Consider the following 13,979-nt stretch of genomic DNA (forward strand, 5'->3'; position numbering starts at 1 on the left):
TGCCGCTCCAGGCGGCGGCGGGCGAGCGGCGGCTGAAAGGCGCTCTTGCGACCGGTAACCGACGACAGGACACTCCCGACAGCGCTTGTCAGGGGCACGGCCAAAGTTTATGCGCCCGCCGTGCCCCCGGCTGCGCCTCACGGGCTCTGGCACCCCCACATCCGCCGGGCCCCCGACCCTCTCCAGGAGGACGAGAAGTGAGGATCAAGCGCATGACCCGTACCAGGCTGCTCGCGGTGGCCACCGGCCTGGCCGCCGCCGCAGCGCTCGCCGTCCCCACCGCTGCGAGCGCGGACGCACAGGACGGCGGTTTCAGTGCCGCCCAGCTCGCCTCGGCCGGCGCAGCCGTCCTGCGCGCCGACGTCGCGGGCACCGCCTGGCACACCGACCCCGCCACCGGGACCCTCGTGGTCACCGCCGACTCCACCGTCCCCGCCGCCGGCATCGCGAGAATCAAGCGTGAGGCCGGAGCCGAAGCCGGAGCGCTGCGCATCGAGCGCATCCCCGGCAAGCTCACCAAACTGGTCTCCGGCGGAGACGCCATCTACGCGTCGAGCTGGCGCTGTTCCCTCGGCTTCAACGTGCGCAGCGGCAGCACGTACTACGCCCTGACCGCCGGGCACTGCACCGACGGCGCGGGCACCTGGTGGAGCAACTCCGCCCGCACCACCGTCGTCGGCTCCACCGTCGGTTCCAGCTTCCCGACGAACGACTACGGTCTCATCAAGTACGCCAGCAACTCGCCGGTGCCCCCCGGGACCGTCGGCGGCCAGGACATCACCAGCGCGGTCAACGCCACCGTCGGCATGGCCGTGAAGCGGCGCGGCTCCACGACCGGCACCCACAGCGGATCGGTGACCGGTCTCAACGCCACCGTCAACTACGGCGGCGGCGACATCGTCTACGGCATGATCCGCACCAACGTGTGCGCCGAACCCGGCGACAGCGGCGGCCCGCTCTACTCGGGCACCCGCGCCGTCGGCCTCACCTCCGGAGGCAGCGGCAACTGCTCCTCGGGCGGGACGACCTTCTTCCAGCCCGTGGTCGAGGCCCTCAACGCCTACGGGGTCAGCGTCTACTGACGGTGGCGCACGCGCCCCCGTTCGCACCCTGGACGTCCTCCCGCCTTCTGGGAGGATGTCCAGGGTGTCCGCGTCCATGGGGGAGCAGGTCTCTGTATGAAACGCATCGGCGTGACCGGGCACCGGTCCCTTCCGGACTCGGTGCTCGGCCATGTGGAGAGCGGCCTGCGGGCCGTACTGGACGGCCACGAGGGGCCGTTGGAGGCCTTCTCCAGCCTCGCCGAGGGGGCGGACCAGCTGTTCGCCGCCATCGCGCTCGAATACGGCGCGTGCCTCACCGTGGTGGTCCCCAGCGAGGACTACGAGGAGGCCTTCGAAGACGCCGGGGCCCTGGCCCGCTACCGGCGGCTCAAGCTCCGGGCCACCGAGGAGATCCGGATGGGCTTCGCCCGCTCCACGGACGAGGCCTACTACGCCGCCGGCACCTACATCGCCGAATCCTGCGACCGGCTCGTCGCCGTCTGGGACGGTCTGCCCGCCCGCGGGCACGGCGGCACCGCCGAGATCGTCGCCTACGCGCGGGCGCTCGGCAAGCCGGTCACCGTCATCTGGCGGGCGGGCGTGACCCGGGACTGAGCCACGCCCCTTACGGGCCCCGCCTCCTCAACTGCTGTGCCGGGCCAGCCAGTCCGTGTGCTGCGGAGAGACGTACCGCTCCGTCTCGTACACCGACGAAGGCCACTGGGACTCCGTGATGGTCGTCTGCATCACCACCATCATCGTCGCGAGATCCTGCTCGATCAGGGTGTGCGCCTCGATCAGCGGATGGTGGCGGCGCACCTCGTTCCAGGCGATGCCGGCCGCCGCCGCGGCGCTCAGCAGCCCGGTCAGCTTCGGGCCCGGACCCGACCCGAACGACCCCAGCAGCGCGAACAGCAGCGCCAGGCAGGTCAGCAGGACGATCGTCCACGACCACAGGTTCGTCGCCCGCCGGGACACCTCCGTCCGCCGCCGGTACCAGTTGCGCTGCTCGATCAGCCGGTCCCGGACGTACGTCTCCCGCCGCACCTGGTAGTCCATGCCGCGCAGCCGCTGCATCGCACCGGTGATCTCCCCGCCCTCCGGGACGGTCCCGGCGGTCCGCGGATCCTCCCAGCCCATCTTCCGCAGCTCGTCCAGGCCCGCCTCCAGCCGGGTACGGTACGTCGCCTCGGGAGCGGCGACCTCACTGCCGAACGGCGCCCCGTGCACCGCGTACCGCCAGGCCAGGGACTTGATGAACTCCGCCGCGCTGCGGTTGAGCTGCCACTGCGGGCGGGCCCGGCGCCTGGTCGCCCGCATCCCCACGCCGAGCACCCCCGCGTACGCGAGCACGCTCAGCAGCCCGAAGAGGTGCAGCGAGCCCAGCTCGGGCCCCGAGGGCAGCGCGGCGGCCGCGGCGGCGGCGACGAGCAGCAGCAGCTGGGCCCGCGTGGCCTGGGTGGACTCCCGCTGCCGGGAGATCGCCGCCTGGTCGGTGTGGTGGAAGAGGGCCGGCAGGTCCTCGTTTCGAAAGGTCATGCTGTCGGTCACAACAACGCCCCCCTGATGTCGGGTGGCGGGCGGCGGGACCCCCGTCGTCGCGAGGGCCCCGCCGTCCTCCGTCGGATCACACGGCGAGAGGCTCCAGATCGCGGTGGATCCGCCGCTCGTCGCGGGCGTAGCGGGTCAGGCTGTGCTCCTCGCCGAGCAGCCGGGTCAGCTCGGCCACCGCCTCCGCGCGCACGCGGGCCGCCTCCTCCTTGCGGCCCATCGAGTCCAGGCTGACCGCCATGTTGGAGGCGCTCGCCAGGGTTTCGGGATGGTGCGCCCCGAGCGCCTCGCGCAGCCGCATCACCGCGAGGCGCTCCAGCTCCAGGGCGCCTTCCGGATCCCCCAGGTCGGCCCGGGTGTTGGCCAGGTTGAGGTGGGCGAAGACCGTGTGCGGATGGTTGTCGCCGAGGACGTCCCGCATCAGCCGGATCGTCTGGCGCAGCATCGTCTCCGCCGTCTCCGCCGCGCCCGTGCCCCAGTGGAAGACCGCCAGGTTGTTGACGGCCGCCAGGGTGTACGGGTGCCGCTCGCCCGGCACCTTCATGTACTCGTCCACCACTTCCTGCGCCAGGTCCCGCGCCCCGCCCGGATCCCCGGTCGCGAACAGGTCCGAGGCCAGGTTCAGCTCGCAGGACAACAGGTCCGGGTTGACGGAGGTGTACTTGGCCCGGTAGCGGGCCCGGGTGGCCGTGGTCAGCCGGAAGGCGTCCTCCAGCTGGCCCGCCCGGCGCAGCGACACCGCCAGGTTCTTCGCGGCCGACAGGGTGCCGGGGAAGGCCCGTCCCAGCGTGCGCTTGTAGGTCTCGTACGTCCGGCTGAGCAGCTGTACCGAGTCCTCGTACCGGCCCACCTCGCGCAGGTCGCGGGCCAGGTTCTGGGCGGAGGACAAGGTGTACGGGTGCTCCGGGCCGAGCACCTCCGTACGCAGGTCGTGCACCTCCTGGTCGATCTCGCGGGCTCTGGTGTACTGGCCGACCAGCCGCAGGTTCAGCGCCAGGTTGTTCGCGGCGGCCAGGGTGCGCGGGTGGGCCTCGTGGAAGATCTGGCTGAAGCCCTCGTGCGCGTCGGTCGCCAGCTCCATCGCCTGCGTGTAGTGGCCGAGCGCGCCCAGGGTGTTGGCGAGGCCGCTCATGGTCATGTAGGTGTGCGGGTGCGAGGGGCCGAGCACCGCCCGCTGCCGCTCCAGGGTGACCTCGTCGAGCTCCTTGGCCTCCACGAACCGGCCCTGCGAGCGCAGGATGTTCGACAGGTGGAAGCGCAGGTACAGGTACTGCAGATCGTCGTTGCCGAGCATCTCCTTCCACGCCTCGCGCAGTTCCTCGCCGAGCTGGTAGGCGGCCTTGAAGTCGCCGCGCTTCCAGAGATAGCGCACCCGGTCGATCAGCAGCCGGCGGGTCTCCGGCTCCTTGCAGTACCGGGCCTCGGACGGGGTCAGGTGCGACCAGATGGTGTTGAACCGCGGCCAGGTCTCCGGGTTGTCGATCGGCTCGTCGTCGTCGGGCCGGGCGCCGGCCAGGATCCGGTGGACGGCGTGCCGGGCCTCCCGCTGCTCCTCCTCGCTCAGCTGGGCCCGGATCACGGCCTGGACCAGCCGGTGCACCTGGATGCTGTTGCTGACCTGGTCGACCTTGGCCAGGGCGAACCGGCCGATCTCCCGGATCACCCGGCCGAGCACCAGCTTCTCCTGCAGCGAGGAGTCGTAGGGCTTGAGGGCGTCGATCATCTCCTTGCTGTAGAGCAGGTTCGCGGAGATCGGTTCCGGCGCGAGGAAGGCGCAGAGCTGGAGCAGCCGGACGGCGGCCGGGGAGCGGGACTGCAGCCGTTCTATGGAGATGTTCCACGTGGCGGCCACCGGCTCCGGGTAGCCCGGCGGCTGGTTCAGTGCCAGGACGCGGGCGGCCTGCTGGGCCAGCTGCTCGAGGTACGCGGACACCGGGGTCGCGGTCTCCGCGATCCAGGCGCCCGCCTGCTCGACGGCCAGCGGCAGGTCGCCCACCGCCACCGCCACCTGCTCGGCGTCGTCCTTGCTGAGCCCCGGAGCCCGGCGCTGGAGGTGCTCGATGGACTCCTCGCGCAGGAACACGTCCACCGGGAGCGCGTCACCGTACTGGGACCAGGACTGGTTGCGGGAGGTCACCAGCACATGGCCCGGGCCGCCCGGCGGGAAGAACCGCTTGAGCGTCTCGGGATCGTCCGCGTTGTCGAAGACCAGCAGCCAGCGGGCGGAGGGAACCCCGCGCCGCAGCAGGTCGATCGCCTCCTGAGAGGCGGCCGCCATGTCCTCGCCGGTCTGCGCCCCCAGGCGTACGGCCAGCTCCGCGAGGGCCGCCACCACGTCGTCGGTCTGCTCCGAGGAGATCCACCACACCAGGTCGTAGTCGGCCATGAACCGGTGGACGTACTCCAGCGCCACCTGCGTCTTGCCGACACCGCCGAGACCGAACAGGGTCTGCGGCTGCGGAAGCACCACGGCCATGCCGCCGCCGAGCTGGTCGCGCATCCGCTCCAGCACGATGCTGCGCCCGGTGAATCCGGGGTTGCGGGGCGGCGCGTTCCAGATCTTCGGGACGGTCCCCGGGAAACGGGGGCCGGGCTGGGAGGCGGTGCCGACGCTGTCGGGCAGGGCCATGGGCCGCTCCACCGCGCGCAGCAGGGCGGCGGTGGCGTGCACCTCGTCGAGCCGGAAGAGGTCCACCGGATTGCGGTCGATGTAGGGCGTGGAGAGCCGTACGTCACCCACCCGCAGCGGCACCAGGTGGCGCCGGCCCCCGGTCGGGTCCTCGGCCGCCGCGCGCTCCCACACCTCCACGGCCCGGGCGGACTTGAGGTAGGCCGTGGACAGGAGCACCACGGTCCGGGCGGCGGTGTCGAGGCTGAGGCCCGCGCCGCCCAGGGTGTCGCCGGAGGTGCCCGCGCCGGTCGTGGCCGGCGGCCGCTCGGCCGAGACGTCCTTGGGCACGACCCGGAAGCCGGCCCGGGTGAGCACCGACTCGATCCAGTCGGCCCACATCCGGTTCTCGGCGACGTAGGACAGGAAGAGGTCGGCGGGCAGCGCCGGGCGGCGCCGGGTGAAGGCGTCCCTGATGCGCAGGCGGACCTCGTCGCCGATGGCAGGCATGGAGGTGATCTCGCCCTCGGTGACCACCGTGGTGAGCCGCTCGAAGGCGGAGAGCAGGGAGTTGGTGAGTCCGGCCTCGTCGCCGAAGGTCGCCAGCGTCTCCTCGTAGGCGTAGTAGGGCCGGTACGGGATCTCCACCGCGCCCCAGTACGAGGTGAGCTCGTCCCCGACCAGGCCGTTCGGGAAGCGGTCGAACTTGATCCGGGCCAGCGCGCGGCCCGCGTCGGCCTTCTCCTTCTCGCCCTCGTCGATGCGCATCGGGACCGGGTAGATCTTGATGCCGCGGTCGTTGAAACGCTCGTCGATCTGGCGGGCGACGGACGCGGCGCCGTCGATGGACTGGTCGGACAGGGTGAAGCAGTCGACGAGGACGTCCGGGAGGTGGACGGTGCAGATGTCCGCGATGTCGGAGAGACCGGTGCGGCTGTCGATCAGGACGTAGTCGTAGTTCCTCTTCATGTCGGCGCGTAAGGCGTCGAAGAAGAGCCCGCCGCCGAGGCGGTCGTAGAAGTTGTCCCAGTCGAAGGTGGAGACGGTCGCGGAGTACTCGCGGTTCTGCCGGCCCGCCGAGACGAAGTCCAGGGTGCCGCCGTCCGGGAACTCCCAGCCGTGGGTCTCCGGGGTGAGCGAGACGGCGTGCGGCTGTATCCGCGCGTAGTCCTTGTGCCAGTCGTCGGGGCGCTGCACCGGACTGGTCGCGGCCCAGGCGTACTCACTGATCAGGTCGATGACCCCGGTGGTGGCGCCGAGCGTGGAGGGGTCCAGGAAGGGGTGGAAGAAGCGGTGCAGGCCGGGCGCCTCCAGGTCCCAGTCCACGGCGAGGACCCGCTTGCCGTTGGCCGCCAGGATCCAGGCCGTGTTGGCCAGCGCCATGGTGCGGCCCGTGCCGCCCTTGTACGAGTAGAAGGTGACGATGCGTCCGTCACGGCTGTCACTGTCACGACTCGCTGTCATCCGCGTCCCCCCGGTCGGTGTCGTTGTCGTCGTTGTCGTGGAGGCCGGCGTCGGGCGGGAACGGAACACGCGGCGGTGGCGGCGCGGGCGGCCCGTTCATCCCCATCGGCCCGAGCAGCCGGGGCCGTTCGGTGGTGTCGCCCTTCGGCGGGTACGGCTGGGCGTGTCTGAGGAACTGCTGGGCGGCGGCCTCGACCACCTGCGGCAGGATCTGGCCGAGGGTCTCCATGTTGGCCACGCCGTTGGCGGCGGCCCGGCAGGCGGCCCGGCCCTGGCTCATCGTCCTCGGCATGGTCTCCTCCAGCCGGTCGGCCAACTCGCTCTCCTTCGACCGGCTCTGGTGGTCGTAGCGGTTCCACGGCACGACCACGTTGATCCACGGCCGGGGGTCCCTGTCGAAGGCGGCCAGGCGCTGGCGCCGCTGCTCGTCCTCCACCGCCCAGCGGTCGACGATCAGGATCTCCGGCCGGGTCGGCAGCTGCTTGCTGTCGACGTGCCCGGCCTCGTCGTCGAAGGAGGACATGGTCGTCTGGTAGTTGAGGTTCTTGACCAGGTCCTCGGCGACGTAGGCGATGGGCCGCTGGGCGACCGGATGGTACGGATTCCACTCCAGCGCGGTGTCCCCGTAGTACTCGGGCGTGCGGCCCTCCGGCAGATCGTGCCGGGTGGCGGCGGCCACGGTCACGTGCAGGGAGCGGGCGGGGCTGCCGCTGGCACCGAAGGCGCTCGGCACGTTCCGGTAGTCCAGCGGGCGGATGGGGTCGAGGTGGACGGTCTCGGCGACCTGGACGATGCGCCGGGCGAGCTCGTACACGGCCTGCTCGTACTGGTCGGCGTAACCGCGCAGTTTGATCAGGCCGTACAGGCCGTCGGTGACGTAGCGCTCGCCGAAGGTGTTGTGGTTGAACTGCAACCGCTCGGCCGGACCGGGCAGTTGCTCCGCGGGCACCGGCACCCATAACGCGGGCACGATGGCCTCGGCCTGCTTGTTGCTCACCGCGCCGTGCCGGATGGCGCGCTGCGCGAAGGCGAACCACTCCTTCCCGCACATTTCGCTGGCGAAGTAGCGCGGCGAGAACAGGGGAACGAAGACCCGGCAGTTGGCCAGTGCCCGGGCGAGCCGTTCGGACCAGCCCTCGCCGCTGCGTATCTCCCGGTCCATGAACCCGACGTCGTACCCGGCGCGCAGATCCGTCAGCGCCATGACATGACCGCAGAGGTCACGGAAGAGGCGCTCGACCCACATGTCGGGATCGGGTCCCCCGGCCCCGAACCTCGGTGTATGCGCATAACTAAGAAAAAAGTACGGCTCCCCTGATGCGGGCACACGACCCCCGTCCCGAAGATGCGAGCGAAGAAACATCATTCCGGAGCTGCTTCGCCACATCCCCTCATCGTTCAGTCAATCAGCGTCTGTTTTCGGTCATCCACTCAAGAGCGTGATCGACGGCATCCGGGAGGGAGAACAGCACGGTCGACGCCCCTCCCACCCGCCCCCTGCGCACCCGGGATTCCGGGAACGTCCTGCCGATCTCCGCGAAATCGCTGTCGTCCAGCGCGACGTCCTCGTACGCGGTCCACTCCCCCTCCTGCTGAGGCCCCTGCCGCCCCTCCGGAAGGTTCACCTTCACCACACACTCGTACATGCGCAAGGGGGGCTTCGGAATTCGATACTCCGCGAGATGGAAAGCGGTGCAGACCGAAAACCCCACATTGATCATGAGTACCTGCCCGCCCTCCCAGCACAGCTTTCCCAGGGGTGACTCCTCACCCAGGTGGCTTTCGAGACGGTGCCCGGAGCAGAGCCGCCGCGCGTCCGCGCCGACGGCGGCGAAGGACGTCTGCGGGTGGGCGCTGCGCGCGGCGCCCGGGGCGGTGCGGACGGCCTCGGCGAGGGAGCCCATGCCCTGACTCGGGGTGCTCGCCGGGTCGAAGGCGGGCATCCGGTCGCGGAAGGCCCGCACCTCGGACTCGTCCAGGCCGGCGATCCGCTCCAGATGGGCGCGGGAGGTCCTGGAGTTCTCCGGGGTGAACGTCGGGACCACCAGCGTGCCGCGCGGGCCGAGAACGCCCGTCAGGGCGTCGCGCAGCTGCTCGGCGCGCAGCCCGGTCCCGCCCAGGGCGCAGTGCACCATGAGCCGCATCCCGGGCCGGACCCCGAGCAGCCGCAGCTGCACGGCCAGCTGGAGGGTCCCGGCGCCGCGGCGGGCCCGGCGCGGCCCGGCGGGGTCCGGCGCCGCGGCGGGAGCCGTCACGCGTCGACCGTCTTCAGCTCGTAGCGGAGCTCCGCGACGAGGCGCTTGCCGGTGATGGTCAGTTCGGCCGCCTCCGAGAGGCGGTCCAGGGCCTGGTGGATGCGGTCCGAGCCGCCCGGCTCGCGGGCCGCCGTGGCCCGCCGGTACGCCTCCACCGCCACCCGCTCGTGCACGTCGGCCAGCAGCCGGGACACCGGGACCGGGTGCTCCCGCCACGGCGAGGGGTGCTGCCACTCCCCGTCCAGCGCGTACAGGTCGGCCACCTCGGTCAGGGCCCGCAGCCGGGTCCGCCGCCGCCCGGTCAGCAGCGCGAGCGCGGTCTCCCGTACCCCCGCCGCGTACGGCACCCCCAGCGCCCCCGGCCCGTGCCGGCCCGCCTCGCCCCAGCCGCCGGCCCGCGGGCCGCCCGCGAGCGGAGTCAGCGTGGTCAGCCCGACGGCCGCCGCCCGGGCGAACTCGGGCACCGCCTTGTGCAGCAGCGCCCACGCCCGGCCCAGCCTGCCCCGCCACTCCTCGGCCTCGCCGGCGCCGAGGCGGAGCCTGGGCGGGCGGGCGAAGCAGTTGCGGTAGGGGTCGAGGTCCTCCAGCGCCACCGGGGCCGCGTCCGGCCCGGGCGACCAGGTGCGTACGGGCTGCCAGCGGGCGTCACCCGCGGCGGGCCCGAAGCGGTGCTCGGCGCGTCCGTCCCGTACGGCGTACCCCTCGTCGGTGACCCGCAGCGCGGCCCTGCCCTCCGTGCCGGGCTCGCCGAGCCGCAGCAGCCCCAGCGTCGGCAGGTACACCTCGCCGTCCCGGTAGGCCACCTCGGCCGGCAGGTCCAGCCCGCCGCGCAGTACGGCCGCGACGGCCAGCGCGGTCAGCCGGCGCGCGGCCTCGGGACCGTCCGGCCTGCCGTCCCGGGCGGCGTCCAGTGCCGCCAGCACCCAGGTCCGGGTGAAGGGGTGGTCCAGTACGGCGTCCAGCGCGTCCACGCCCGCGTCCCCGGCCTCCTCCACCGCGGCCAGCAGGTCCCAGGCGCGAGCCCAGTCGGGCTCGGCCGCGAGGTCCGCGTGCAGCCGGGCCAGCAGGATCCGGGTCAGCTCCTCCTGGGAGCGGGCGAGTTCGGCCGGGTCGGACAGCTGCGGCGCGGTGTCCCGAAGTGCCGTACGCCCCTCGACCCCGTCCACGAGCTCGCGCAGGTCGGTGCAGTACACGGAGGGGTTGCCGAAGCCCGCGGCGGCGTTCCCGGGGTCGCCCCCGTCCCGGTAGCGGTGGGTGTAGAGCCCGCCTCCGCACGAACGTACGACGGGGCAGCGGCGGCACGAATCGCTGACGCCCGCGAGGCCCAGCTGCCGTGCGCGGACCCCGGGATGGGCCGCGACCTGGTCCAACGTATGGTCGAAGACGTTGAACCCGGTGGCCGCGGCCCCCTCGAAAGCGCTCTTGAGCGAGTCCACCTGCTCCAGGGTCCCGTCGGTCTCGACGACGACGAGGTCCGTGGGCGCGAGGCCGAGCGACTCGGTGAGGCTGGGTCCGCCGCGCAGGGTGGAGAACAGGGACTCGAAGAGCCGTACGGGCACCGGGCGTCCGAGGCGCTCCCAGTGGTCGAAGACCCGCAGGAGCCAGCGCGCGTACGCGTCGGGGGCGCCGTCGGGACGGGCCGGGGGCGTCTCCCAGGTGGCGTGCGGGAGGAGGAAGTCCACGCGCGGGGGTTCGAGTTCGACGAGCGCGTCCAGTACGGCGACGGGGTCGTTGGCCACGTCCACGGTGCAGAGCAGACCCTGGTAGAGGTGGCGGTAGGGCTCCGAGCGGAGCAGCGCGACGGCTGCCAGGACCAGCGGGTGGCTCGTACGGCCGTCCGCGAAACGGCGGTGGCGGTCGTTGGCCGCGCGGTCCCCGTCGAGGGAGATGCCGACCCCTACGCCGAACTCGTCGAAGAGGTCCAGGTAACGGGTGCTGAGCTGGAGCCCGTTGGTGTGGATCCGCAGATCGAGGGCGGCGATCCCGGTCAGCGCCCGGCTGAACTCCTCGCACACGAGGCGGAGCCGGGCGGTGCCCGCCAACAGGGGTTCCCCTCCGTGGAGAATCACCGTGACGGAGGGGAGTGCATGGTCACGGGCATGTTCGGCGAGCCGCGACGCGGTATGTGAAATGACCTCGGGGGAGATCACTTTAGGCCGGGCTCGCCAGCTCTGATCTGCGTGTTCGTAGACATAGCAATGATCACAAGCAAGATCGCATCTGCTGTGAACTTTCAGGACGATCTCGCTGAATGCGATCAGGCCGGTCATTCCACCAGTCTAGAGCGCTTACTTCGGTGTCAGAGCGCGGAGTTGAAGATGGGTGCCTGAACCATGCGACCCGATTCGGCCGGCAGCACGCGACCGAGCGTCGTGGCCGCGGACGCGGTGTGGACGTCGATCTTGGTGAGCGGGACCCGGCGGGCCTTGACCGTGCTGGTCGCGGGGGTTGCGGAAGTGTTCACGACACCGTCCTTGGGGGAGCCATGTGGAATGGGCATGTGAATGACAACAGCGACGCGCTGCCGTCAAGCGTGGACTTTACTCGGCCACACCCCATTGGCAACCGAGACATGACGCCTGGTCAACCGTTCTATAGCAAGCGCGGCGTATTTCCCGAGGTGGCCCGTTCCGCCGTTCGCCGGACGGCAAGATCCATTTCTCCCGGCGCGCCGGAACCCGGGGTGGCGGGGGCGGCTACGCGGGCTGCTGTTCGCTGAGTCCGGGCGCGGGCGCGTCGCGCAGCAGCCAGTTCAGTACGTCGGGCAGCGCGCGCAGGGCCGCGAAGTGCGCGGCGGCCGGCTCGATCGTGGTGGTGGCACCCGGGATGCGGCGGGCCAGCCAGCGGGAGTGGCCCACGGGGGAGAACACGTCGAGCTCCCCGTGCCAGATCAGCACCGGGCAGCGGATGTCGGCCGGGTCGAAGCCCCAGGGGCGACTGAAGGCGAGGACGTCGTCGATCCAGCCGTAGGCCGAATGGCGCAGCCCTTCACGGTAGTTGCGCAGCAGCATCGACCGCAGGCCGGCGTCCGCGACGATCATGCGGTCGTTGTCGGTCAGCTCCCGGCGCAGTTCGTCCAGCAGCCGTCCGGGGTCCTTGCGGATGCCGTCGGCGCGCGGGATCAGCCGGGCCGCCAGCTCCTCCGGGTCGGCGGAGGCGGTGGTGTACTCCTGCACGTTCGACGCGGCCATCCCGGCGAACCAGTCCAGGTCCTCCGCGTCCCGCGGGGCCAGGCCGACCATCGCCGCGGTACGGGTGACCCGGTCCGGGAGCAGGGCGGCGCAGGCGAGGGCTCCGGCGGCGCCGCCGGAGCGGCCGGCCACCGCGAAGGTGTCCAGTCCGAGGGCGTCGGCGACGGCGGCCACGTCCTGGGCCACGTCGGCGACGGTGCGGCCCGGGTGGCGGTCGGAGCCGCCGTAGCCGGGTCTGTCGTAGGCGATGAGCTGCATCCGGCGCTGGTAGAGGACCATGCCCCGGGGGGCCGGGCCCAAGCGGCTGCCCGGCATGCCGTGGAGCAGGAAGACGGGCTTGCCGTCGGGATCGCCCCAGCGCTCCACGGTCAGAGCGCGCCCGTCCGCTGTGCGCACCTGATGGCGCACGCGCTCCCTCCTTCACGTTCGATGCGGGTCGTCACGGCGATTGTGCTCGCTGGGGGAGGAGCGCGGTAGGGCGCACTTCGCGCGCACTTCTCGTGAGGGCTTTCACGAGGGCCCAGGGGTCTTTGGCCCTTCCCCGTGTGCCCAGGTCAAGACGGTGGCCTGGGGGCGTGAACGCGTGTGAACGGCCGTTCGACCGCCAGGAAAGGGCCGGCCGCCGAGCGGGCCCGCTCCAGGGCCCGGGTGCGGTCCGCGCCGCGCTGTCCGGGCGTTCACCGGGTGTCGCTTCCCTCGCCCGCGAAGCGGGGTACGGAGGGCGCGTCGGGGAGCCCGCTGCCCACGGCGGCCCCCGGCCGGCCCTTGCGGAACACCGCGCAGGCCACCGTGACCGCCGAGCCGGCCACCGCCCAGGCGGCCAGCACCAGCATCGGCCCGCCCGCGCCGTTCCCCTTGAAGTAGGAGAGGGAGCGCGCGGCGTACGTACCGGCGCCCGGCGGCAGGGCGGGGCCGATGGCCTGCCAGAACGGCGGCAGCAGGGGGTACGGGTAGGCGCCGCCGGCGCTCGGGTTGCCGAACACCACCACCAGCAGGATCGCGAGGCCGATGCCGACCACGCCCGCCAGCCCCTGGAAGGCGAGGGTGATCGCGCCGACCGCGAAGACGACCAGGGTGCCCAGCCCCCACAGGCCCATGATGCCGCCGGGCAGCGCGCCGAGGACCGGGCCCGCGATGACCGTGCCGAGCAGCCCGGCGGCGATCGAGTACGCGAGCAGCGCGCCGAGCCGGATGACGGCGCGGGCCGGGTTCGCCGGCCGGGCGCCGGCGCTGATGGCGAGGATGGCGGCGCACAGGTAGCCGCCCACGCACCAGCCGACGACCAGGTAGAAGGAGCTCAGGCCGCGACTGTCGCCCTCGTCGGCCGGGGCCACGTCGGTGACCAGCAGGCTGCGCCCCCGGGCCTTCTCGGCGCGGCCCATGATCTCTTCCAGGGCCTGGGACAGCGAGGCCCCGGCGCCGGAGGCGACCAGCAGCCGGTCGGTCGTGCCGGCCGGGTCGATGATCAGCGCGCCGTCGACGTCCCGGTTCCTGACCTGGTCGAGCGCCTCGGCCTCGTCCTTGACCACGCGCGGGTCGAGCGGCTTGCCGGGCAGGGCGCCGAGCTGCCTCGCGGACTGTTCGGCCGCCGGTGCGAGGGGGGCGGCCACGGCGATCGGGATCTCGCTGGGCTTCGGATGGTGGAAGGCCCCGATGTACGAGGTGACGAAGGCGAGCTGGAGGGCCAGCACCCCCAGGACCAGCAGGGCGGCCCGGGTGGTCACGGCGTCCTTGATCTCGGCGAGGAACCCTTCGGACGGGCCTGCGGCGGGGCTCTCGGTGTGCTGGGTCATGTTTCACACGCTCGGCGTACCGGGGGCAGGGCGCAGCAGGGGTGGACCGAACGGATGACCCTCTGAAGTGCGGC

The 13,979-nt window shown here is 72.2% G+C and carries 10 protein-coding genes; 2 read left to right on the forward strand and 8 right to left on the reverse strand.

The annotated features are described in order from the left end of the window. Positions 1-197 precede the first annotated feature (197 nt). Together ACZ4TV_RS13105 and ACZ4TV_RS13110 are read left to right on the forward strand one after the other, a co-directional pair. On the forward strand, positions 198-1,082 hold the full coding sequence (locus ACZ4TV_RS13105) for a S1 family peptidase (protein ID WP_468133829.1): 885 nt from the start codon (positions 198-200) through the stop codon (positions 1,080-1,082). A 96-nt stretch (positions 1,083-1,178) separates the two neighbouring features. After that, the gene (locus ACZ4TV_RS13110; protein WP_468133831.1) at positions 1,179-1,658 is read left to right on the forward strand and encodes a hypothetical protein; all 480 of its coding nucleotides are present in this window, start codon (positions 1,179-1,181) and stop codon (positions 1,656-1,658) included. A 27-nt stretch (positions 1,659-1,685) separates the two neighbouring features. Here ACZ4TV_RS13110 and ACZ4TV_RS13115 read toward each other — a convergent pair whose 3' ends face one another. The 8 genes from ACZ4TV_RS13115 to ACZ4TV_RS13150 form a co-directional block, all read right to left on the reverse strand. Continuing rightward, the gene (locus ACZ4TV_RS13115) at positions 1,686-2,582 is read right to left on the reverse strand and encodes a DUF4231 domain-containing protein (RefSeq protein WP_468133833.1); all 897 of its coding nucleotides are present in this window, start codon (positions 2,580-2,582) and stop codon (positions 1,686-1,688) included. Positions 2,583-2,670: 88 nt separating this feature from the next. After that, positions 2,671-6,666 (reverse strand): FxSxx-COOH system tetratricopeptide repeat protein, encoded by a 3,996-nt coding sequence (gene fxsT / locus ACZ4TV_RS13120; RefSeq protein WP_468133835.1) that lies wholly within the window; start codon positions 6,664-6,666, stop codon positions 2,671-2,673. Further along, positions 6,650-8,029 carry a TIR-like protein FxsC gene (locus ACZ4TV_RS13125; RefSeq protein WP_468134101.1) on the reverse strand — a complete coding sequence of 460 codons (1,380 nt, stop codon included), beginning with the start codon at positions 8,027-8,029 and terminating at the stop codon, positions 6,650-6,652. Before ACZ4TV_RS13125 ends, fxsT begins: the two co-directional genes overlap by 17 nt. 43 nt (positions 8,030-8,072) lie before the next feature. Continuing rightward, entirely contained in the window at positions 8,073-8,810 is a 738-nt protein-coding gene (locus ACZ4TV_RS13130) for an AAC(3) family N-acetyltransferase (RefSeq protein WP_468134103.1), read from the reverse strand. 107 nt (positions 8,811-8,917) lie between these two features. Further along, positions 8,918-11,191, reverse strand: coding sequence for a radical SAM/SPASM protein FxsBH, inactivated beta-hydroxylase extension form (gene fxsBH / locus ACZ4TV_RS13135; RefSeq protein ID WP_468133837.1), 2,274 nt, complete (start codon positions 11,189-11,191; stop codon positions 8,918-8,920). A 29-nt stretch (positions 11,192-11,220) separates the two neighbouring features. Then, positions 11,221-11,385, reverse strand: coding sequence for an FxSxx-COOH cyclophane-containing RiPP peptide (locus tag ACZ4TV_RS13140; protein ID WP_468133839.1), 165 nt, complete (start codon positions 11,383-11,385; stop codon positions 11,221-11,223). 232 nt (positions 11,386-11,617) lie between these two features. Then, positions 11,618-12,520 carry an alpha/beta fold hydrolase gene (locus ACZ4TV_RS13145; RefSeq protein WP_468133841.1) on the reverse strand — a complete coding sequence of 301 codons (903 nt, stop codon included), beginning with the start codon at positions 12,518-12,520 and terminating at the stop codon, positions 11,618-11,620. A 269-nt stretch (positions 12,521-12,789) separates the two neighbouring features. Continuing rightward, positions 12,790-13,905 (reverse strand): DUF3533 domain-containing protein, encoded by a 1,116-nt coding sequence (locus tag ACZ4TV_RS13150; RefSeq protein ID WP_468133843.1) that lies wholly within the window; start codon positions 13,903-13,905, stop codon positions 12,790-12,792. Between the last annotated feature and the right edge of the window lie 74 nt (positions 13,906-13,979).

Source organism: Streptomyces sp. NPDC028910 (genome assembly GCF_055564955.1).

Excerpts from the sequence above, each read along its gene's own strand:
- ACZ4TV_RS13110 (WP_468133831.1), top strand. The coding sequence starts at position 1,179 with ATGAAACGCATCGGCGTGACCGGGCACCGGTCCCTTCCGGACTCGGTG.
- ACZ4TV_RS13115 (WP_468133833.1), bottom strand. The coding sequence starts at position 2,582 with ATGACCTTTCGAAACGAGGACCTGCCGGCCCTCTTCCACCACACCGAC.
- fxsT (WP_468133835.1), bottom strand. The coding sequence starts at position 6,666 with ATGACAGCGAGTCGTGACAGTGACAGCCGTGACGGACGCATCGTCACC.
- ACZ4TV_RS13125 (WP_468134101.1), bottom strand. The coding sequence starts at position 8,029 with ATGTTTCTTCGCTCGCATCTTCGGGACGGGGGTCGTGTGCCCGCATCA.
- ACZ4TV_RS13130 (WP_468134103.1), bottom strand. The coding sequence starts at position 8,810 with ATGCGGCTCATGGTGCACTGCGCCCTGGGCGGGACCGGGCTGCGCGCC.
- fxsBH (WP_468133837.1), bottom strand. The coding sequence starts at position 11,191 with ATGACCGGCCTGATCGCATTCAGCGAGATCGTCCTGAAAGTTCACAGC.
- ACZ4TV_RS13150 (WP_468133843.1), bottom strand. The coding sequence starts at position 13,905 with ATGACCCAGCACACCGAGAGCCCCGCCGCAGGCCCGTCCGAAGGGTTC.